The sequence below is a fragment of the Winogradskyella sp. genome (genome assembly GCF_003712105.1).
In the GTDB taxonomy this organism is placed as follows: domain Bacteria; phylum Bacteroidota; class Bacteroidia; order Flavobacteriales; family Flavobacteriaceae; genus Winogradskyella.
Window position 1 is genome coordinate 369,587 of record NZ_RHLG01000001.1, and the last position, 19,377, is coordinate 388,963.

The 19,377-nt window shown below is 33.2% G+C and carries 21 protein-coding genes; 13 read left to right on the forward strand and 8 right to left on the reverse strand.

Annotated elements, in window-relative coordinates:
- Positions 1-13 precede the first annotated feature (13 nt).
- Both ED556_RS01800 and ED556_RS01805 read right to left on the reverse strand, forming a co-directional pair.
- Positions 14-1,264: an aspartate kinase gene (locus ED556_RS01800; RefSeq protein ID WP_296318827.1), complete on the reverse strand. Its 1,251-nt coding sequence runs from the start codon at positions 1,262-1,264 to the stop codon at positions 14-16.
- Entirely contained in the window at positions 1,264-1,740 is a 477-nt protein-coding gene (locus tag ED556_RS01805; RefSeq protein ID WP_296318828.1) for a GNAT family N-acetyltransferase, read from the reverse strand. Before ED556_RS01805 ends, ED556_RS01800 begins: the two co-directional genes overlap by 1 nt.
- Positions 1,741-1,874: 134 nt before the next feature.
- Here ED556_RS01805 and fbp point away from each other — a divergent pair, with 134 nt between their 5' ends.
- On the forward strand, positions 1,875-2,879 hold the full coding sequence (gene fbp, locus ED556_RS01810) for a class 1 fructose-bisphosphatase (protein ID WP_296318829.1): 1,005 nt from the start codon (positions 1,875-1,877) through the stop codon (positions 2,877-2,879).
- Positions 2,880-2,925: 46 nt separating this feature from the next.
- On the opposite strand, the gene ED556_RS01815 is transcribed toward fbp, so the two are convergent.
- On the reverse strand, positions 2,926-3,357 hold the full coding sequence (locus ED556_RS01815) for a TerB family tellurite resistance protein (RefSeq protein WP_296318830.1): 432 nt from the start codon (positions 3,355-3,357) through the stop codon (positions 2,926-2,928).
- Positions 3,358-3,502: 145 nt separating this feature from the next.
- Between ED556_RS01815 and ED556_RS01820 the strand changes: the two genes are divergently transcribed.
- Positions 3,503-3,991 carry a VOC family protein gene (locus tag ED556_RS01820; RefSeq protein ID WP_296318831.1) on the forward strand — a complete coding sequence of 163 codons (489 nt, stop codon included), beginning with the start codon at positions 3,503-3,505 and terminating at the stop codon, positions 3,989-3,991.
- Positions 3,992-4,016: 25 nt separating this feature from the next.
- On the opposite strand, the gene ED556_RS01825 is transcribed toward ED556_RS01820, so the two are convergent.
- Entirely contained in the window at positions 4,017-4,349 is a 333-nt protein-coding gene (locus ED556_RS01825) for a helix-turn-helix domain-containing protein (protein WP_296318832.1), read from the reverse strand.
- 99 nt (positions 4,350-4,448) lie between these two features.
- Between ED556_RS01825 and ED556_RS01830 the strand changes: the two genes are divergently transcribed.
- The 9 genes from ED556_RS01830 to ED556_RS01870 all read left to right on the forward strand — a co-directional run bounded on the left by ED556_RS01830 (position 4,449) and on the right by ED556_RS01870 (position 14,514).
- Complete coding sequence (locus tag ED556_RS01830) at positions 4,449-5,123, forward strand: NAD(P)H-dependent oxidoreductase (RefSeq protein WP_296318833.1); 675 nt, start codon at positions 4,449-4,451, stop codon at positions 5,121-5,123.
- Between the two features lie 192 nt (positions 5,124-5,315).
- The gene (locus ED556_RS01835; protein WP_296318834.1) at positions 5,316-6,083 is read left to right on the forward strand and encodes an MBL fold metallo-hydrolase; all 768 of its coding nucleotides are present in this window, start codon (positions 5,316-5,318) and stop codon (positions 6,081-6,083) included.
- A gap of 30 nt (positions 6,084-6,113) precedes the next feature.
- Complete coding sequence (locus ED556_RS01840; RefSeq protein ID WP_296318835.1) at positions 6,114-6,752, forward strand: transglutaminase-like domain-containing protein; 639 nt, start codon at positions 6,114-6,116, stop codon at positions 6,750-6,752.
- A 55-nt stretch (positions 6,753-6,807) separates the two neighbouring features.
- Positions 6,808-10,194, forward strand: a complete 3,387-nt coding sequence (mfd, locus tag ED556_RS01845) for a transcription-repair coupling factor (protein ID WP_296318836.1) — start codon at positions 6,808-6,810, stop codon at positions 10,192-10,194.
- Positions 10,195-10,268: 74 nt separating this feature from the next.
- A complete protein-coding gene (locus ED556_RS01850; RefSeq protein ID WP_296318837.1) occupies positions 10,269-11,147 on the forward strand; it encodes a hypothetical protein in 879 nt (292 codons plus the stop codon).
- Between the two features lie 61 nt (positions 11,148-11,208).
- Positions 11,209-12,072 carry a DMT family transporter gene (locus ED556_RS01855; RefSeq protein WP_296318838.1) on the forward strand — a complete coding sequence of 288 codons (864 nt, stop codon included), beginning with the start codon at positions 11,209-11,211 and terminating at the stop codon, positions 12,070-12,072.
- A 154-nt stretch (positions 12,073-12,226) separates the two neighbouring features.
- Positions 12,227-13,525, forward strand: coding sequence for a thioredoxin-like domain-containing protein (locus ED556_RS01860; RefSeq protein WP_296318839.1), 1,299 nt, complete (start codon positions 12,227-12,229; stop codon positions 13,523-13,525).
- A 16-nt stretch (positions 13,526-13,541) separates the two neighbouring features.
- A complete protein-coding gene (locus ED556_RS01865; RefSeq protein ID WP_296318840.1) occupies positions 13,542-14,096 on the forward strand; it encodes a hypothetical protein in 555 nt (184 codons plus the stop codon).
- Between the two features lie 58 nt (positions 14,097-14,154).
- Positions 14,155-14,514, forward strand: coding sequence for a hypothetical protein (locus ED556_RS01870; protein WP_296318841.1), 360 nt, complete (start codon positions 14,155-14,157; stop codon positions 14,512-14,514).
- Positions 14,515-14,658: 144 nt separating this feature from the next.
- Here the strand turns inward: ED556_RS01870 and ED556_RS01875 are convergent, their stop codons facing one another.
- Positions 14,659-15,612: a nicotinic acid mononucleotide adenyltransferase gene (locus ED556_RS01875; RefSeq protein WP_296318842.1), complete on the reverse strand. Its 954-nt coding sequence runs from the start codon at positions 15,610-15,612 to the stop codon at positions 14,659-14,661.
- A gap of 131 nt (positions 15,613-15,743) precedes the next feature.
- On the opposite strand from ED556_RS01875, the gene ED556_RS01880 reads away from it, so the two are divergent.
- Positions 15,744-16,745, forward strand: a complete 1,002-nt coding sequence (locus ED556_RS01880) for an NAD(P)H-dependent glycerol-3-phosphate dehydrogenase (RefSeq protein WP_296318843.1) — start codon at positions 15,744-15,746, stop codon at positions 16,743-16,745.
- A 10-nt stretch (positions 16,746-16,755) separates the two neighbouring features.
- On the opposite strand, the gene ED556_RS01885 is transcribed toward ED556_RS01880, so the two are convergent.
- The 3 genes from ED556_RS01885 to ED556_RS01895 form a co-directional block, all read right to left on the reverse strand.
- Positions 16,756-17,151 (reverse strand): hypothetical protein, encoded by a 396-nt coding sequence (locus tag ED556_RS01885; RefSeq protein WP_296318844.1) that lies wholly within the window; start codon positions 17,149-17,151, stop codon positions 16,756-16,758.
- A gap of 75 nt (positions 17,152-17,226) precedes the next feature.
- Positions 17,227-18,246, reverse strand: a complete 1,020-nt coding sequence (pheS, locus tag ED556_RS01890; RefSeq protein WP_296318845.1) for a phenylalanine--tRNA ligase subunit alpha — start codon at positions 18,244-18,246, stop codon at positions 17,227-17,229.
- Positions 18,247-18,281: 35 nt separating this feature from the next.
- The gene (locus ED556_RS01895; protein WP_296318846.1) at positions 18,282-18,638 is read right to left on the reverse strand and encodes a hypothetical protein; all 357 of its coding nucleotides are present in this window, start codon (positions 18,636-18,638) and stop codon (positions 18,282-18,284) included.
- Between the two features lie 183 nt (positions 18,639-18,821).
- Between ED556_RS01895 and ED556_RS01900 the strand changes: the two genes are divergently transcribed.
- On the forward strand, positions 18,822-19,349 hold the full coding sequence (locus tag ED556_RS01900) for a CvpA family protein (protein WP_296318847.1): 528 nt from the start codon (positions 18,822-18,824) through the stop codon (positions 19,347-19,349).
- Positions 19,350-19,377: the final 28 nt, after the last annotated feature.

Below are 19,377 nucleotides of genomic sequence, written 5' to 3' on the forward strand. Positions count from 1 at the left end.
AATGTAGTAAATGTTATTTTGTTACAATTTGCATTGTCTCTTGAGTTAACTGCTTTAATAATAGGGTCTTATCTTTTTCTAGTTCTTTAACCGCTGCACTATTGTAATGTCTTATGGTATATAGACTCACATTTTCATGACATGTTACATTAAATTTAGCCTTAAGATGTTGTAATAACTTTTCTAGATTATCGTACAAGTTATCGATACACACTGAAAAACTAATTGCTGAATTCTGAATAACATCAACTTTCATTTTATACAGGTGTAATAAATTGAATATATCACTGATGTTTTCCTCAACGATATATGAAAAGTCAAGAGAAGATAATGAAATCAATGTCTGATTTTTCTTTACAATAAAACAAGGTACTTCTGGCTCTAAAGTTTTTCCTTTACTTACACTTGTGCCATCTGCTTTTGGATTTAAAAACGACTTTACATGCAGCGGAATTTCTTTACGCTGTAACGGCTGTAACGTCTTTGGATGAATAACTGAAGCTCCATAAAATGCAAGCTCTATCGCTTCTCTGTAGGATATCTGGTGCAGAAGTTGCGCGTTTTCAAAATGTCTTGGATCGGCATTTAACACACCTGGCACATCTTTCCAAATTGTTACACTGGTGGCATTAAGACAATACGCAAAAATTGCTGCGGTATAGTCACTTCCTTCACGACCTAGTGAGGTTGTAAAATTATTAGCATCACTTCCTAAAAATCCTTGGGTAATATTTAATTTAGAGGTGTCAAACCTAGACGTAATATGTTCTTGAGTTAACTCCCAATTTACGTTAGCACGCCTGTAGTAATTATCTGTTTTAATATATTCTCTAACATCAATCCAATTGTTCTTAAGACCAATTTCATTAAGATAATAGCTTATTATTGTCGTAGAAACTAATTCTCCAAAACCTATTGTTTGGTCATACACAAAATTGTAATCTGGAGATTTATTGTTTTTTAAAAATAGGTTAAGCTCATCGAATAAGCTTTTTACGGTCTTAAAAACCTGATGCCTGTCGTTATCAAACAAGTCTAATAATATCTCATTGTGATACTTAATAACCTCGTGAACAGAACTTTGCAGCTCACCTTTATTTTCAAAGTAATTTTTAATAACGAGCTCCATTGCATTAGTAGTTTTACCCATTGCAGATACTACCACCAAAGTATTATCATAACCTGTAGTTTTTAAAACACTGGCTAAATTTTTAACACCGTTAGCATCTTTTACAGATGCACCACCAAATTTATAAACACGCATCAAATTGCTTTTAAATAGTTTTCTATTCCTTTTTCATCCAATTGAACCACATCCCAATCTCTCATGACATTTGCACCCTTACTCTCATAAAATTGTATTGCAGGGTCGTTCCAATCCAAAACTTCCCAACTTATACGTCTTACACCAAGTTCCTTTCCGTACTTTACTACCTCATCAAGCAATAAGGTACCATATCCTTTACCACGAGACGCCTTACTCACAATTAAATCTTCAAGATGTAAAACTTCACCTTTCCAGGTAGAATATCTTGTAAACACTAAGGCAATACCTTCAATCTTATTTTGGTCTTCCAAAACGAAACATTTAAACTTAGGATTATCGCCAAAACCATCTTTGATTAAATCGTCAACGGTAACAACTACCGCTTCTGGTTCTTTTTCAAAAACAGCAAGTTCATTAATGAGCTCTAAAACTCTTGACATGTCTTCCTTTGTTGCTAATCTTGGTCTGTTCATAATTAGAGAAATAAGAGTGTCAAATATAGCTGAAAACTACCTTTGATTAGCAAAATATATATTTACCTAACGAAAACGATATAGTTTGTTAAAAAACACGATATTTGCTCTAACAAATCAATTATGATATTTCAATGTCGAAACGTAATCAAACTCTAGGTGAGTTTATTATTGAAAATCAATCTTCTTTTAAGTATACATCAGGCGAACTTTCAAGGCTCATTAACTCCATTAGGCTTGCAGCAAAGGTTGTTAATCATGAGGTGAACAAAGCTGGTTTAGTTGATATTATTGGTGCTGTTGGAGATACTAATATTCAAGGTGAAGATCAGCAGAAGCTAGATGTTTATGCTAATGATAAATTTATTCAAACTTTGACCAATAGAAATATTGTTTGTGGTATTGCCAGTGAAGAAGAAGACGATTTTATTGCTATAAATAGTCAAGACGAAAAAAACCAGAATAAATACGTTGTATTAATTGACCCATTAGATGGTTCATCTAATATAGATGTAAATGTTTCTGTTGGGACTATTTTTTCGGTTTTTAGACGTGTTACTCCCGTTGGAACTAAAGTAACTTTAGAAGATTTTCTTCAAAAAGGGAATCAACAAGTAGCTGCAGGTTATGTTGTTTATGGCACATCAACTATGTTAGTTTATACCACTGGTGATGGTGTTAATGGTTTTACTCTAAACCCTGCAATTGGTACATTTTACTTATCGCATCCCAATATGCAATTCCCTGAAACTGGTAGAATTTATTCTGTAAATGAAGGGAACTATATTCATTTTCCGCAAGGGATAAAAGATTATATTAAATATTGCCAGATGGAAGAAGGCGATAGACCATATACGAGTAGATATATTGGGTCCTTAGTTTCAGACTTTCATAGAAATATGATAAAAGGCGGTATTTACATGTATCCTAAAAGCTCAAAGAATGCTAAAGGAAAATTGCGTTTGCTTTACGAGTGTAATCCTATGGCCTTTTTAGCCGAACAAGCTAATGGAAAGGCAAGTGATGGGTTTACACGTATATTAGATATTGAACCTACTGAGTTGCACGAGCGCGTTCCTTTTATATGCGGAAGTAGAAACATGGTAGAAAAAGCAGAGGAATTTATGCGTAAGGCATAAAAAAAGCGAACATTTCTGTTCGCTTATTCTTTTTTTTATGAAGTTTTTACTGATTCATTTTTTTCATTCTATCGCTAAACTCGTCTTGGTCAACTCCATAGTAAACTAAGCTTAATGCCTTGTCTGCGATGTATTTAACATTTTCATGATTAAATCCTAAACCAACACTAAGTTTTTCTAATAAAGCTACTTGGTTAGGACCTTCAATATCGTCTGCTCTTACCATACGTGCTAAATCGTAAAGTCGTTCTAATCTTGTATCGTAAGACATTGGTGGATTTATTGAGTGGCTTTTATAATCCTTAAGTATAGCCTTGTACTCATCTTCGCTAACGTCTAATTTAGCTGCTAAACGATCAAGAAAAGCCTTTTCATCATCATTAATTACACCGTCACTCATAGCTACTCTTACTATAGAAGCAAAATGACCACGATTGCGTTTTAAAAAACCGCTTTCAAAAAAATCTGAAGTTGACATATATTCTATTTTTTTAAGTCGTGCAAATATAGGTATTACTAAGATGTTTTTAAATTAAAAACTGATGGAATTTCATTAAAATAAATTACTTAAAAAGAAACTGTAAATTTGAATAGGCAACACTTCAAAATTATATTAACTTCAAATGAACAACTATAAAATTCCATCTCAAACCCAAATAGGTCATATACATTTAAAAGTGTCCGATTTACAACGTGCATTAGATTTTTACTGTGGTCTACTTGGGTTTGAACTCATGACTCGTATGGGTGAACAGGCTGCCTTTATTTCTGCTGGTGGTTACCATCATCATATCGGGCTAAACACCTGGCATAGTAAAGGAGAACCAAATGCTCCAAAACACCAAGTAGGCCTGTTTCATACAGCTATTTTATATCCTACGCGTAAAGACTTGGCTAACATATATAGTCGTTTAAAAGAACATGATTATCCTTTTACCGGCTTTGCTGATCACGGTGTGTCTGAAGCTTTATATTTAGATGACCCAGATGGTAATGGTGTTGAACTCTATTATGATAGACCAAAAGAAGAATGGCCTTTAAATAGTGACGGTAATCTTAACATGTACACAAGACCACTAAATTTAAAGGAATTACTCTTAGAACTTGAATAATAGATAATACAAAATATGTAACTTATTACGTTTTATTATCTACTACAGAATCACCCCAATTAGCAATACTATTCAATAAAGGAATTAATGTTTTTCCTAGCTTAGTTAAATTATATTCCACTTTTAAAGGTGGCTTACTAGTATAAACTTTTCTGTTAATTATACCATCTTCTTCTAGAGCCTTAAGTTGCAGACTCAAGGTGCGCTCAGTAGCTGCTGGTATTTTTTTCCGAAGTTCATTATAACGTAAGGGACCATCTATCAGGTAATATAAAATTACTGTTTTCCATTTTCCACCGATTACACCCATTGTAAGACTTGTACAACAGGGATATTCTTTTCCTCGAAACTTATGCATCAATGTTAATTTTAACTAAAAATGGGTACTATCATTTTTGACCGTTATTGTCTTAACACAAAACTATACTTATTTTTGCTACTATAAAAATTATAGTATATGAAAATACCAAATATTTCTAAAGAAGATGTTCTAAATGCATTTCAATACAGACATGCTTGTAAGGAGTTCGATACAAGTAAAAAAGTATCAGAAGAAGATATAAACTTCATTTTAAAAACAGGGAATTTATCGCCAAGTTCTTTCGGTTTTGAGCCATGGCATTTTGTAGTGGTACAAGATGAAGAATTACGAGAACTATTAAAGCCTGTAGCTTGGGGAGCCCCACTAAAATTAGATACAGCAAGTCATTTCGTTTTAGGTTTAAGTATGAAAGCTCCTATGACCAAATGGGATTCTGATTACATAATGCACATGATGGAAGATGTAAAACAATTCCCTAAAGATGTTATTGAAATGTATTCAAAGTTCTACAGAGAATTTCAAGAACGTGATTTCGATTTAGATACAGAAAAAAAATTATTCGATTGGGCTTCTAAACAAACTTATATAGCCTTAGCAAACATGATGACATCTGCTGCATTAGTAGGTATAGACAGTTGTCCGATTGAAGGGTTCCATCAAGTAAAAACCGAAGCAGTGCTTCAAGAAAAATTTGGTATAGATACTACTAAATATGGTCTTTCGTACATGGTGGCATTTGGATATAGAAAAGCCGAGCCTCCACATGCAAAGTCGAGAAGAGATTTTAGTGAAATTATCACTTGGAAATAAACCAAAACAACGGCTTACAGTTATAGCTAGAAAAAACACTAAAAATCTAAACTGATAGATTGGCTAAAAAACAGTATCTGAAATTTGATAACATACTATTTTTAATAGTTTAAATATTGACTAGTATATAGTTATAAAAGCAGTACTTACATACTGCTTTTTTATTTTTGTAATGTAAAAGACTAATTACTTATGAAAATACATCATATCCGTAATGCGACAATGATTATTGAAACTGGTGAGCACGTTATTCTTATAGATCCAATGCTAGGTAAAAAAGGTACTGCCGGACCACCATTTACTTTATTAAGATATAAACCTAGGCGCAATCCTATTGTAGATTTACCAGATAATTGTCAAGCTATTTTAGATAGAGTAACACATTGTTTAATAACTCATAAACATCCCGATCACATTGATAAAGCTGCTGAAATATTTTTGAAAGAAAAGAACATTCCTATTACATGTAGTGTTTTGGATGAAGCATTATTTAAAAAAAAGGAACTTAATGTTGTACAAACCATAGACTATTGGAATCGTGTTGATTTCTTAAACGGACAAATTGAAGGTATCCCGGCACGTCATGGTTATGGTTATGTGGCAAAACCTATGGGAAATGTTATGGGGTTTTATCTGGAGTTTCCTAATGAGCCAAGTGTATATTTAAGCAGTGATACCATTTATACAGACGATGTTGAAAAGGTGCTTAAAGACTATAAACCAGATGTTTCTGTAGTGGCTTCTGGTACTGCTAGACTAGATGTTTTTCAACCGTTATTAATGCGTGTAGATGATATTTTGAAGTTTGCCAAAACAGCTCCAGGTAAGGTTATTGCTAATCATTTAGAAGCAGTTAATCATTGTCCGACCAAACGTGAAGACTTAAGAGCAAAGTTTGAAAAAGAAGAGCTTTCTGAAAAGACTTTCATTCCTAAAGATGGTGAACTATTAGAATTCTAATTATCAAGTATAAATAAGTATCTTGTCCTTATGAATTCGACCTACATTAAAGACACTTTTTATTTTGATTACAACAGTTCTCAAATTCAGGATTTAATTGAAGACTTTGGTGATCTAAGTTCAGAAAAAGAAAAAATAAAACAACTTTATCTTAAAGTAAGAGATGGTTGGCGCTATAGTCCTTTTGTGATTGGTTTAACTGAAGGACATTATGTCGCAAGCTCAATTTACAATAAAAATGAAGCGCACTGTATTGATAAAGCAATACTTCTTATTGCTGGATTACGTGCTTTAAATATTCCTTCTAGGCTACATCTAGCAAAAGTTTCTAACCATATCGCTACTGAACGACTTGAAGAAAAACTTGGCACTAATGAGTTGGCACCTCATGGTTTGGTAGATGTTTTTTATGATGGACATTGGCGTAAATGCTCACCGGCATTTAATAAGGAGCTTTGCGATATGTACAATGTTGATGTTTTAGATTTTGACGGTACCGCAGATTCTATCCTTCAAGAATATAATAGGGATAGCAAAAAATTTATGCAATATCTTGATGATTATGGCCATTTCGAAGATGTACCACTAGATTATATTAAATCTATATTTAAGGATAACTACCCAGAACTATACAACGACTACAAAAACAAAAAGGAGCTTAATTTTTAATTCATTTTTTGTTAAACATACTTATATTTGCACCCTTATTTAAAGGCAAAAGTTAGTGAGCAAAACTATAATCTCGCAGACCTTTTCACAGACTTTGCAAATGCAAAATCTGCAGAATTCTATTGCCAATTCTCAAGAAAAACTGCATTTAAAAGGGCTTGTAGGTTCTTCGTTTTCATTCGCTGTAGCTTCAACTTTTAACAATGCCAACAATCCTTTTTTACTTGTATTTAACGATAAAGAAGAAGCGGCATATTATCTCAACGATTTAGAGCAATTACTTGATGCTAAACATGTATTGTTCTACCCAGGTAGCTATAGAAGACCTTATCAAATTGAAGAAACCGATAATGCTAATGTATTATTACGAGCAGAGGTATTAAACCGTATCAACTCACGCAAAAAGCCTGCAGTTATTGTTACTTATCCTGATGCTTTATTCGAAAAAGTAGTCACACGACGTGAGTTAGAAAAAAACACACTTAAAATAGCACTCAATGATAAGCTTTCTATCGATTTTGTAAACGAAGTGTTGTTCGATTATAACTTTAAACGTGTTGATTTTGTTACTGAACCTGGTGAGTTTTCGGTGCGCGGTGGGATTGTAGATGTGTTTTCGTTCTCTAACGATGAGCCTTATAGAATTGAATTTTTTGGCGATGAAGTAGATAGTATTAGAACTTTTGATGTAGAAACTCAATTATCAACTGAGCAAATCAAAAAGATTAATATCATTCCAAATGTGGCGAACAAGTTTTTGGAAGAAAGCAGACAAAGCTTTTTAAAGTACGTTGCTCAAAAAACGGTTGTTTTTGTTAAAAATGTTGAACTTTTATCTTCAAGAGTAGATTCGTTATTCGAAAAAGCATCCGAAACATTTCTGACGCTTTCAAAAGAGTTAAAACATTCAGAACCTGAAGAGTTGTTTTGCAGTTCAGAATTACTAAAACGTCAGCTTTTAGATTTTAATTTAGTCGAGTTTGGTACTGATAGTTATTTTAGTAACACTGAGGGCAGTAAAAGTGCTGATAATGTGATTCTGAAACAAGTTCAGAATGACAAATCCATAAACTTCAACATTAAACCTCAGCCTTCATTTAACAAGCAATTCAATCTATTAATTGAAGATTTAAACGATAACCATGCTAACGGTTATACCAATTATATTGCATGTGTAAGTGAACAACAGGCCAAACGTTTTCATGATATTTTTGAAGATCACGAATCAGAGGTTAATTATAAAACTATAGTGCTTTCACTTTACCAAGGCTTTATAGATACTGAGCAAAAAATTGCGGTTTACACAGATCATCAAATCTTTGACCGCTATCATAAATTTCATCTTAAAAATGGTTACGCCAAAAAGCAAGCCATTACCTTAAAAGAACTCACAAATCTTGAAATTGGTGATTATGTAACTCATATAGACCATGGTATTGGTAGGTTTGGTGGGCTTCAAAAAATAAATGTCGAAGGCAAAAAACAAGAAGCTATAAAATTAGTATATGGTGAGCGCGATGTGCTATATCTAAGCATACATTCGCTTCATAAAATCACCAAGTTTAATGGTAAAGATGGCAAACCACCTAAAATCTACAAATTAGGAAGTAAAGCTTGGAAAACCCTTAAGCAGAAGACTAAATCTAGAGTTAAAGAAATTGCGTTCAACCTTATAAAACTCTATGCAAAACGTAAAATGCGAAAAGGCTTTCAATATGCTCCAGATAGCTATATGCAACACGAGCTTGAAGCATCATTTATATACGAAGACACACCAGACCAGATGACGTCTACTGCAGATATAAAAGCAGATATGGAAAGTGAGCGACCAATGGACCGTTTGGTTTGTGGTGACGTAGGTTTTGGAAAAACTGAAGTTGCAATTCGTGCTGCGTTTAAAGCTGTTGACAATGGCAAACAAGTTGCTATTTTAGTGCCAACTACTATTTTGGCGTATCAGCATTACCGTACATTTAAAGAGCGGTTAAAAGACTTTCCGGTTACAGTAGATTATGTAAACCGTTTTAGAACTGCCAAAGAAAAACGACTAACACTCGAAGGCATAGAAAAAGGAAGTGTAGACATTATAATTGGTACGCACCAACTGGTTAATAAAGCTGTAAAATTTAAAGATTTAGGTTTACTTATTGTTGACGAGGAACAGAAATTTGGAGTTGCAGTAAAAGAAAAACTAAAAACCATTAAAGACAACGTAGATGTTTTAACCTTAACGGCGACGCCAATACCTAGGACACTTCAATTTAGTTTAATGGCTGCACGCGATTTGTCTGTTATTACCACACCACCACCTAATCGCTATCCTATTGAAAGTCGCGTAATTAGATTTAGTGAGGACATTATTCGAGATGCTGTGAGTTACGAGATTCAGCGTGGTGGGCAAATATTTTTTATTCATAACCGCATTGAAAATATTAAAGAAGTCACGGGTATGATTCAGCGTTTAGTGCCTGATGCTAAGATTGCTATTGGTCATGGGCAAATGGAAGGCAAGAAGTTAGAACAATTGATGCTCGCATTTATGAATGGTGAATTTGATGTATTAGTAAGCACAACAATTGTTGAAAGCGGCCTAGACGTCCCTAATGCCAATACCATTTTTATAAACAATGCCAATAATTTTGGATTAAGCGATTTGCACCAAATGCGAGGACGCGTAGGACGCAGTAATAAAAAGGCATTTTGCTACTTTATTACACCTGAGTATTCAGCCATGACCACAGACGCCAGAAAGCGTATTCAGGCACTTGAACAATTTACAGAGCTCGGAAGCGGATTTAATATTGCAATGAAGGATTTAGAAATCCGTGGTGCTGGTGATTTACTTGGTGGCGAACAAAGTGGATTTATAAACGATATTGGTTTTGACACCTATCAGAAAATCTTAAACGAAGCTATTGAAGAGCTCAAAGAATCCGAATTCTCAGACTTGTACAAAGATGATGGCAAACCAAAACAATACGTTAAGGATATTACCATCGACACCGATTTTGAGTTGCTTTTCCCAGACGATTATGTCAACAATATAGCTGAAAGATTAAATCTGTACACCAAGCTCAATGAGATAAAAGATGAGGCTGCACTGCAAAAATTCGAATCTGAAATCATTGACCGTTTTGGAGAATTACCAACTCAAGTTTCGGACTTGTTTGATAGTGTAAGATTAAAATGGGTTGCTACAATTATGGGTATTGAAAAACTTATTATGAAGCAAAACAAATTGATTGGGTACTTTGTACAAGACCAGCAAAGCAAGTTCTACCAAAGTGAAGCTTTTACAAGAGTATTACAATTTGTGCAAATGAATGCCTCCAAATGTAAAATGAAAGAGAAGCAGACCAGAAATGGTTTACGTTTACTTATCACTTTTGAGAATGTAAAATCAACAAGGCAAGCATTTAATCTTCTTTCTGAAATGAGATAAAAATTCTTTGTTAATAGTAAATCATTAGAAATAATATTACTTTACAACCTAAATCAACCTTAAAAAACTTTTTAATGCTAAAATTTTATGAGCCTTCGGGCAATTTCTCACCTGTTTCATTTCTCTATTTTCTTTTAACCTCAATTATTGTTTTACCTCTTTTAGCACTTATATATACCTACCTTATTTGGTATATTCCTTTTGTATATGTCAATCTTTTTATAACCATCGGGTTCGGGTTTGCTGTAGGTTTTGCAATTAATTTCATGGTTATAAAACTAGGCAAGGTTCGGAATAAAACGTTGGCAACAATTTTTGGAGTGCTCTCAGGGCTAATCGCTCTTTACTTTTCTTGGGCCGTTTGGGTTGATTTAGTTTTTAATGTCGGCGAAGTCTATGGAACTTCAAGAATTGGAATTGCAACGAGTAATATTAAGTTTTTTCAAGTCGTTCAATTAGCGCTTCATCCTAAAGAACTATTCCTGATTATTATGGAAATAAACGAGAGTGGTACTTGGGGATTTGGCTCTACTACTGTAAGTGGTATATTCTTAGCTATTATTTGGATTATTGAAGCTTTAATTGTTTTAGTCCTATCTGTATTAGCTCCTATAGGTCAATCAACAATTCCTTTTTGCGAGCATGATAACAAGTGGTTTAAAGAAAATGAATTGCCGGCTTTTAATCTTATAAGTAATCCAAATGAGTTTATTGGGTATATCGAAAACCATAACTCAGATGCTTTTAAAGAATTGACTAAAGTTCCGAATTCTGGAGAATCAGATCATAGTATTTTCACTTTATATTCTTCTAAAAAGGGTGAAAACTATCTTAGTATAGAAAATAAAAAAATGAAGAAAAACAGCAAAGGTGAAACTGAGTTTGATGGTAATGAATTTATAACGTATGCTATGATTACTAGTGATTTTAAGCAAATTTTACTTGAAAAATAACCCGTATAACCAATCCCAAATTTGTTTTTTGAATTGAAACAAAATCTAAATTTGAGATGTTATGAAACAAAGTTCGCACTTACAACATATCTTCTGGCTTACCCTTGCTACCCTTTTCATAAGTACATCCGGGCCGCTAGGTAAGTATATAGATATGCCAACGCCAGTTATTGTATGGTGGCGTTCTGCTTTAGCAGCAGTTTTTTTATTGGTGTTTTGTTTATATAAAGGCATCAATCTTAAAATCAAAAACAATAAAGATAGAAGGACATTTATTTTTGCTGCCATTTTTATGGGTGCACACTGGATTACCTATTTCTATGCGTTAAAGCTATCTAATGTTGCTATTGGTATGTTGTCTCTATTTACTTTTCCAGTAATCACAGCCTTACTAGAACCGCTATTTACGAAATCAAAATTCGACCCAATGTATATTATTCTTGGGCTTATGGTTTTGGTCGGTATATATATTTTAGCTCCGGAATTTAATCTTGAAAGCAGTCAATTACAAGGTGTATTATTTGGTATGCTATCTGCAGTGTGCTACGCTTTGAGAATTCTAATTTTAAAAAAAGAAGTTTCAAAATATAACGGCACCATGTTAATGTTTTACCAAGTAGTATTACTGAGCATTTTTCTGGCTCCAGCTTTATATGTTATGGACACTTCAAATATTAGTGTCCAATACCCTTATGTTATTATATTAGCATTAGTCACCACAGCCTTAGGACATACATTATTTATAAATAGCTTGAACTATTTTACAGCAAGTACCGCTAGTATTATTGGAAGTGCACAACCTGTCTTTGGAATTATTATTGCCTATCTTTTCTTGAATGAAATCCCAACAATACATACTTTTGCTGGAGGCGCTTTAATTTTAGCAACAGTAGTTATAGAAAGTATGCGCTCTAAAAACAAATAGTGGCGTGATTATTGGATACTATTCCATCATGTATTACATAATTTTGTCACATTGAGCACAGTCGAAATGTCTTACATTTGAAATTAGATTTCTCGACCGAGCTCGAAATGACAGAAATAGTAAACTTTATTGATTCAAATAGAAAATTCATAAAATGAAAAAAATAGTATTTGCATTTTTACTCTTCCCATTTATTGTAATGGCCCAGCACAACATTGGTGGTACATTTTCTCCTGCAGAAGACTATACCTACGCCTTTTTGTACGAAGCTACACCAGAAGGTGCCAATTATATTAATCGTGCGGAATTAGATAGTTTAGGTAATTTTTCTATTACACTAGATGAAAATGCTAAAGCAGGTATTTACAAGATTGTATATGCAATACCACCTGAAGAAAACAACTTTGATATTATTTATAATGGTAAAGAAGATGTGAAGTTTACATTTAGTCAAGACTACGGCGTAAATTTCACTGAGTCATCTGAAAACAAATTGTGGGCTTCATACCTTAATAGTATGGATATGGTTAACCAAACCATAACCAATTTTTACAGTAAAGATGGCACTGATACAAACGCATTTGAATCTATTTTTAAAACTGCAAAAGACACACAACAACAATATGAAGACTTAGCAGAGGGAAAATTAGCTGAAGCCTTTATTAAAGCTAATAAACCTCATCTGCCTGAAGATTACGAAGATTTGGAAACGTATTCAAAAAATGTAAAGTCATCATTTTTTGATCATATAGATTTCAATAATAATTTATTACGAAGCTCAAGTTTAATCACTGACCGTATAAGTGGCTTTGTTTTTGGTCTATCAGCGAAACCAAACAATAGCACCTATATGGCAAATGTAGATGTTGTGGCTAATGCTTTAAAAAATACAGATAGTGTTACTCAACTATCTTTATTAGAACTCCTTTGGCAAGAATTTAAACGTCGTGAAAATCATGATTTGGCCAATTATATCTCGGATAAATACTTATTAAAATTGGCAAAAGCTACAGGAAACAAAATCTTAGAGCAGCAATTAATAAGTTATAAAAATACCTCTATTGGTGCCATAGCGCCAGATTTTGAAATACAAACAGAACCGTCTTTAAAACTATCTGAGCTTAAAGGCGATACGCATTATGTGCTTATTTTTTGGAGCAGTGGTTGTGGGCACTGTTTAAACGAACTTCCTAAAGTAAAAGCACTGATGTCAACAATATCAAATGCGAAAGTTGTTGCCTTTGGTTTAGAAAATGATACTGTTAATTGGGCAGAAGAAATCAAAAAATACCCTAATTTTGTGCATGGTATTGGTTTGGGTAAATGGGAAAATCCTTTGGTACAAACCTATGCCGTTGCTGCTACGCCAACTTACTTTGTGCTAGACTCAGATAAAACAATTATTGCAAAACCATACGATTTTGAAAGTTTAAGAGCATTCTTCAAGAAGTGAATTGTATCTTTAAAGAATGTGGGCAATTTATCTATCAATAATTGTAATAGGGTTAATTCTTGTAATATATGGTATTACGTTACTTATCAAGGAATTAAAATTAAAAGACATTGTTGAATTTGATGTGTCCGATATACCTAAATCTGTTAACTTCATGGATACAGGTTTGCACTCTATTTGCCTAATAGGAATAGGTCATAAATATAGGTTTCAAATTAAAAAAATATTTAATCTATCTATTACAGCACCTGATGGAAAGTCTATAATTACTTATACTCCAAATTACAAAAGTCACTTTATTCGAAAAGGTGTGATTTGTATGGAAATTGCCGGGTTTAATATCGTGAAAAGTGGCCATCATAGTTTTGATTTTATAGGCCTTTCAGATGTAATAAAACATAAGTCTACTATAACGTCTGATGAGGTTTTTATAAACAGAGAATTTGAGATACATCAATTAAAAGTTTTAATCAAAGAATCAGTACCGTATAAAAACCACTTCCTTAAAATTTTTTCACTCATAATAGGCTCAATAAGTGTTGTTTTAGGCATGATATTGCTTCTATCATAAACAATATTGCTAAACCTTGTAATTTTGAAAGTTAGAGGCTTTTTAAGAAATCTGAATAATGACTAAACCAATAAATATTACTTCGACTAAATCTCAAGTAGACTTATATTATGGCATGTTTGGGGTTTATGTTTTAGGTGGCTGGGATATAGATGTAAATGATTTTTCTATTATACTAAAACATACTAAATCAAATAAGGTTATAATTGCTGAGAACACTCATTGGCGTATACAATCCCATGAATTAGGTCAAAAAGCAAAGAAGATTATGTCTCTAGATGTCACACAGAGCGGAATCTATGATATAGAATTCAAAAATCAAGACAGTCTTAAAGTTTGGGATTCTAACTTTCAATATATATTCAGATTCTTCAAAAAATCAATTAAGAAAGAATATATTCAAATACTTATAAAATAAGAAAAACGCCCAACCAACAGATGTCAGCTGAGCGTTTTGAAACTAAATAACCAACCAAAATTTAGCTTCGTGTGTGCTTTTCTATTTTATCTAAATGTCACACGGAACATCTAGATTCATTTTATTTTCGATTCATCTTTATGTTTAGATGTTTCGTGTATTTGTTCTTGGGTTATCTTTCTTAACCGTTTTTTGCTTACGTTTTTTAGGCATGTTTTCTTGCTGTATCATTCTACCTTCTGCATTTTCTGTTCGCAAGAACTCTATATAACCTCGACCTCTAAACTCGTACACTGTGCCAGAAGCTTCGTGTAATAATTCAATGGTACTATCATCTATAACGTTAAGATTAAAGAATTCATTGTCAAAGAAGTCATAATCTAGTGTTAATGTTTTTAGATAGAAATCACCAGGCACATCATTTACACCATAAACACCAGTGTAATCCCAAAAGATATTATTCGGGTTTATGATGTTCTCATCCTGAGAGCTTCTAAACTCAGAGTCATTACCAGCCGATAAAAACTGTAAGTAGTTTTCGTTATCAAACTCATTTAGAGCACCAAAATTACTTGTATAGGTTTTTTCCCAAGCTTCATACTCTTGTAAGAAATAATGAATATTGTCATAGAACACAAAATCATAATCAAAATTAGAGCGCTGATACCCATCCAAAAAGTAAGATGTATCTGTAAATGGGTTATATAATTCTATAGTGTTATTATCTATTTGAAATACATCAAAAGAGTCAAAACCATCAATGTCATGATCAACATCCAACACCATATTATAGGTATTATAATTTCCTACCGGAATTCCGAATCCGTTGCCTTGGCTTCCAATACCAACAAGGTTATTATTCGCATAAAGCACACCATTTCTAAAGGACACTGTAAATGCTATCTGTAAAAATGGTACTTCACCGAATCCTTGGGTAGAATTAATATCTACGTACCATAATTCGTAGCTGTTTAATAGCTGATTTAAGGATATTTGTTGAGGCGGATTATTATCTACAATAACCACGTCATCAACAACACACGATGTAAAAAGCGTTGCGCTCAATACTAATCCTAAGAGTAATTTTAATGTCTTCATAGTCTAACGTTTTAAGGGTTATTACTTAGAGAATTTCAAAACGCATGCCAAACTCAAAAATGCTTATAAATGCTAGGTTTGTAGAGCCTTTTATTTTATGTATTTTTGATACTGAAAGATGAATCATATCTATGGACAACACTACTAAATATGCTGTTTTTGGTTCTGGAAGCTGGGCAACAGCTATTGTAAAAATGCTCTGCGAAAATTTGGACCAAGTTGGCTGGTATATGCGAAGTGAACACACTAAAGCGCATTTACAAAAAGAACAGCACAACCCAAGTTATTTAAGCTCGGTAGAGTTTAATATTGAGCAACTAAAACTTAGTAATGCTATTAATGAGATAGCAGATTGGGCAGACGTTCTCATATTTGTAATTCCTTCGGCTTTTATCCATTCGGAATTAGAAAAACTTAAAGTTGATATTAGTAACAAAGTTGTGGTATCTGCCGTAAAAGGAATTATCCCAGAAAGCGGTCTTTTAGTTGGTGAACATTTTCATGATATTTACAATATTTCTTTTGAAAACATTGCCGTTATTGCTGGTCCTTGCCATGCTGAAGAAGTTGCACTAGAGCGTTTGTCTTATCTCACTATATCTTGTGCCGATCCTACAAAAGCCCAAGCCATAGCAAATGCTTTATCTAGCAACTATATTAAAACCAAAATAAGTGACGATATTATTGGTACAGAATACGCTGTAATGCTCAAAAATATTTACGCCATTGCTGCCGGAATTGCCCATGGTTTAGGATATGGTGATAATTTTCAGAGTGTACTGATGAGTAACGCCATTCGAGAAATGAAGCGTTTTATTAAAAAAATGCACAAGATGAAACGCAACATTAATAACTCAGCATATTTAGGCGACTTGTTAGTTACGGGCTATTCTGTATTTTCTCGTAATCGTATGTTTGGTAATATGATTGGTAAAGGCTATACCGTAAAATCTGCACAGCTCGAAATGAATATGGTGGCCGAAGGTTATTATGCAGCAAAAAGTGCTTTTGAGCTTAATAAAAAGAACAAACGCAAAACCCGACTACCAATAATTAATGCTGTTTACGATATCTTATATCAGAATAAAAACCCTAAGAAAGTATTTAAGAGATTGACTGAAAAGTTGGATTAAAATAGACACTCTACTTCACCAAAACACCTCTTACATCCATTAAAGGAATTGGTTGTAAAGCCTTTTCATTAATAGTATTCTTTCTAAAAGTGTAGGTTTTATCAAACATACTATTTCCTTCAAAAAAAGACACTTTAAATTGGTTATTTAAGGCAAACAAAGCCTCTTGAAGTAATTCTATTTTGGCGTAGCTTTTCTTTGGTAACTTATCAATTTTTTTACGAAAAGTGGAAGTGATTTTAGTCTCATTAAAGCCATTAGTTACTATAATAACCATCTCTAAATCCACATCTTTGTCATTGATGATGTAGGCGTTCCAATCTTCAGTTTTATAAGTAGTGTTATACTCTTTTACAACTGCTATGTAAACATCATTTACCTCAGGAATTTGAATGTCTTTTTTCATTGTTTATGATTCCTGCGAATGCAGGTATCCATTTGTATTATTTATTATGAGATTCCTGCCATCACAGGAATGACATTATAAAGCACTCTTAAACTGCTCTAAAAAGCGAACATCGTTTTCACTCAATAAACGGATATCACTAATCTGGTGCAATAGTAATGCAATACGATCAATACCCATACCAAACGCGAACCCAGAATATTCTTTAGAATCTATGCCGCAATTATCAAGCACATTAGGGTCAACCATTCCACAGCCCATTATCTCTAACCAACCTGTACCTTTGGTCATTTTATAATCGGTTTCGGTTTCTAATCCCCAATACACATCGACCTCAGCACTTGGTTCTGTAAAAGGAAAATACGATGGTCGTAATCTAATTTTAGATTTCCCAAACATTTCGGTAGTAAAGTATTGTAACGTCTGTTTTAAGTCTGCAAAACTCACATCCTTATCAATATATAATCCTTCAACTTGGTGGAAAAAACAGTGCGAACGAGCTGATATTGCTTCGTTTCTATATACTCTACCAGGCGAAATTGTACGGATTGGAGGCTTATTATTTTCCATATACCTTACTTGTACAGAACTAGTGTGTGTACGCAATAAGATATCTGGATCAGTCTGAATAAAGAACGTATCCTGCATATCTCTTGCAGGGTGATATTCTGGTAAGTTTAAAGCTGTGAAGTTATGCCAGTCGTCTTCAATTTCTGGACCTTCACTCACATTAAATCCAATACGAGAAAATATATCTATAATCTGATTCTTAACAATAGAAATAGGATGGCGAGCACCAAGAGTTACTGGTTCTCCAGGACGTGTTAAATCTCCATAAACACCTTTATCTTCTTCTTGATTTTCTAAGGCCTCTTTAAGTAAGTTCACTTTATCTTCAGCTGTTTTTTTAAGCTGATTTATAGTTTGACCAAATTCCTTTTTTTGTTCATTTGCAACATTTTTAAACTCGGCAAAATATTGCTTTAAAAGTCCTTTAGACCCAAGATATTTTATTCTGAATGCTTCAACTTCATCTTTAGACTGAGCAGTAAATGCTTCAGCTTCAGCTATGAGTTCTTTTAACTTATCAATCATCTTTTAATCCATTGAGACCGCAAATTTAAAAATTCTTAGTCGATATACTCTGTTTCAACAAAATAGTTTACAATAGCTTCTTTCATTAATACACTTTGCTCACCTGATTTAAGATGAGGCAATTGCGCTTTTACTTTATAATGTGGCCAACCTTCTTTATCTACAAAATCAAGCTCATAAAACCCATAAGGTTCTAAAAGTTTACAAATAGCAATATGCATTAAATCTAGCTTGTGGTCTTTTTTATAATCACGATGTATTTGACCTAGCTCTTGTAGACCTATTAAATATATAATTGAATCTAAATCCAGAATTTCTCCATCAGCAAATTGCTTAGATAATTTTTCAACTACTAAATCCCAGCGTTCTTTTAATTTTTCGTCTCTTGCCATAGTGTATTTAGAAATGCAAATTTATAAGGATTAAATCAAAAACATTGATAATTATAGCTTAAAAACAATACATTAGGTAATTGTCCGTTTTACATATACCTAACAACTAAAATCAATTTTATGGTCGTACACTACATTTAACATTTAGGGAAATCCTATACATTTGTAGAAATCTTGGTTTGTATGACAATTATTGATATCATTTTGGGCGCACTCTTGTTATTTGGTCTTGTGCGTGGACTTTTTAAAGGACTTTTTGTTGAAGTTGCTTCTTTGCTAGCTCTTGTTTTGGGAATATATGGCGCTAAGCACTTTAGTTATTTTGTTGCTAATCTTCTTGAACCTAAAGTAGATTGGAATGAAAAAACCTTAAATATTGTAGCATTTGCAGTAACTTTTGTGATCATCGTATTCGCTATTAGCTTAGCTGGAAAAGCACTTACAAAATTAGCTGACTTTGCAGCACTTGGTATATTAAATAAGTTACTTGGTGGTATTTTTGGGGCGTTAAAAATAGGGTTAATATTAAGTGTTCTGCTTATTCTCTTTAATAAACTTAATAGTACTTTACCATTTTTAGATGATGAAGATTTAGAAGAAAGTGTACTCTACGAGCCTGTTAAGTCTATTGCGCCAATAGTGTTTCCTTCGCTTATAAAAAGTGGAGAAGAGGTGCCTCAAAAGGAAGAAGAAGACAATAATGAAGCATAAAAAAAGTCGCCAATTGGCGACTTTTATG

Excerpts from the sequence above, each read along its gene's own strand:
- ED556_RS01860 (WP_296318839.1), top strand. The coding sequence starts at position 12,227 with ATGAAAAAAATAGTATTTGCATTTTTACTCTTCCCATTTATTGTAATG.
- ED556_RS01855 (WP_296318838.1), top strand. The coding sequence starts at position 11,209 with ATGAAACAAAGTTCGCACTTACAACATATCTTCTGGCTTACCCTTGCT.
- ED556_RS01885 (WP_296318844.1), bottom strand. The coding sequence starts at position 17,151 with ATGAAAAAAGACATTCAAATTCCTGAGGTAAATGATGTTTACATAGCA.
- ED556_RS01825 (WP_296318832.1), bottom strand. The coding sequence starts at position 4,349 with ATGCATAAGTTTCGAGGAAAAGAATATCCCTGTTGTACAAGTCTTACA.
- ED556_RS01870 (WP_296318841.1), top strand. The coding sequence starts at position 14,155 with ATGACTAAACCAATAAATATTACTTCGACTAAATCTCAAGTAGACTTA.
- ED556_RS01840 (WP_296318835.1), top strand. The coding sequence starts at position 6,114 with ATGAATTCGACCTACATTAAAGACACTTTTTATTTTGATTACAACAGT.
- ED556_RS01880 (WP_296318843.1), top strand. The coding sequence starts at position 15,744 with ATGGACAACACTACTAAATATGCTGTTTTTGGTTCTGGAAGCTGGGCA.
- ED556_RS01865 (WP_296318840.1), top strand. The coding sequence starts at position 13,542 with ATGTGGGCAATTTATCTATCAATAATTGTAATAGGGTTAATTCTTGTA.
- ED556_RS01820 (WP_296318831.1), top strand. The coding sequence starts at position 3,503 with ATGAACAACTATAAAATTCCATCTCAAACCCAAATAGGTCATATACAT.
- ED556_RS01800 (WP_296318827.1), bottom strand. The coding sequence starts at position 1,264 with ATGCGTGTTTATAAATTTGGTGGTGCATCTGTAAAAGATGCTAACGGT.
- fbp (WP_296318829.1), top strand. The coding sequence starts at position 1,875 with ATGTCGAAACGTAATCAAACTCTAGGTGAGTTTATTATTGAAAATCAA.
- pheS (WP_296318845.1), bottom strand. The coding sequence starts at position 18,246 with ATGATTGATAAGTTAAAAGAACTCATAGCTGAAGCTGAAGCATTTACT.
- ED556_RS01850 (WP_296318837.1), top strand. The coding sequence starts at position 10,269 with ATGCTAAAATTTTATGAGCCTTCGGGCAATTTCTCACCTGTTTCATTT.
- ED556_RS01830 (WP_296318833.1), top strand. The coding sequence starts at position 4,449 with ATGAAAATACCAAATATTTCTAAAGAAGATGTTCTAAATGCATTTCAA.
- ED556_RS01835 (WP_296318834.1), top strand. The coding sequence starts at position 5,316 with ATGAAAATACATCATATCCGTAATGCGACAATGATTATTGAAACTGGT.
- ED556_RS01875 (WP_296318842.1), bottom strand. The coding sequence starts at position 15,612 with ATGAAGACATTAAAATTACTCTTAGGATTAGTATTGAGCGCAACGCTT.
- ED556_RS01815 (WP_296318830.1), bottom strand. The coding sequence starts at position 3,357 with ATGTCAACTTCAGATTTTTTTGAAAGCGGTTTTTTAAAACGCAATCGT.
- ED556_RS01900 (WP_296318847.1), top strand. The coding sequence starts at position 18,822 with ATGACAATTATTGATATCATTTTGGGCGCACTCTTGTTATTTGGTCTT.
- ED556_RS01895 (WP_296318846.1), bottom strand. The coding sequence starts at position 18,638 with ATGGCAAGAGACGAAAAATTAAAAGAACGCTGGGATTTAGTAGTTGAA.
- ED556_RS01805 (WP_296318828.1), bottom strand. The coding sequence starts at position 1,740 with ATGAACAGACCAAGATTAGCAACAAAGGAAGACATGTCAAGAGTTTTA.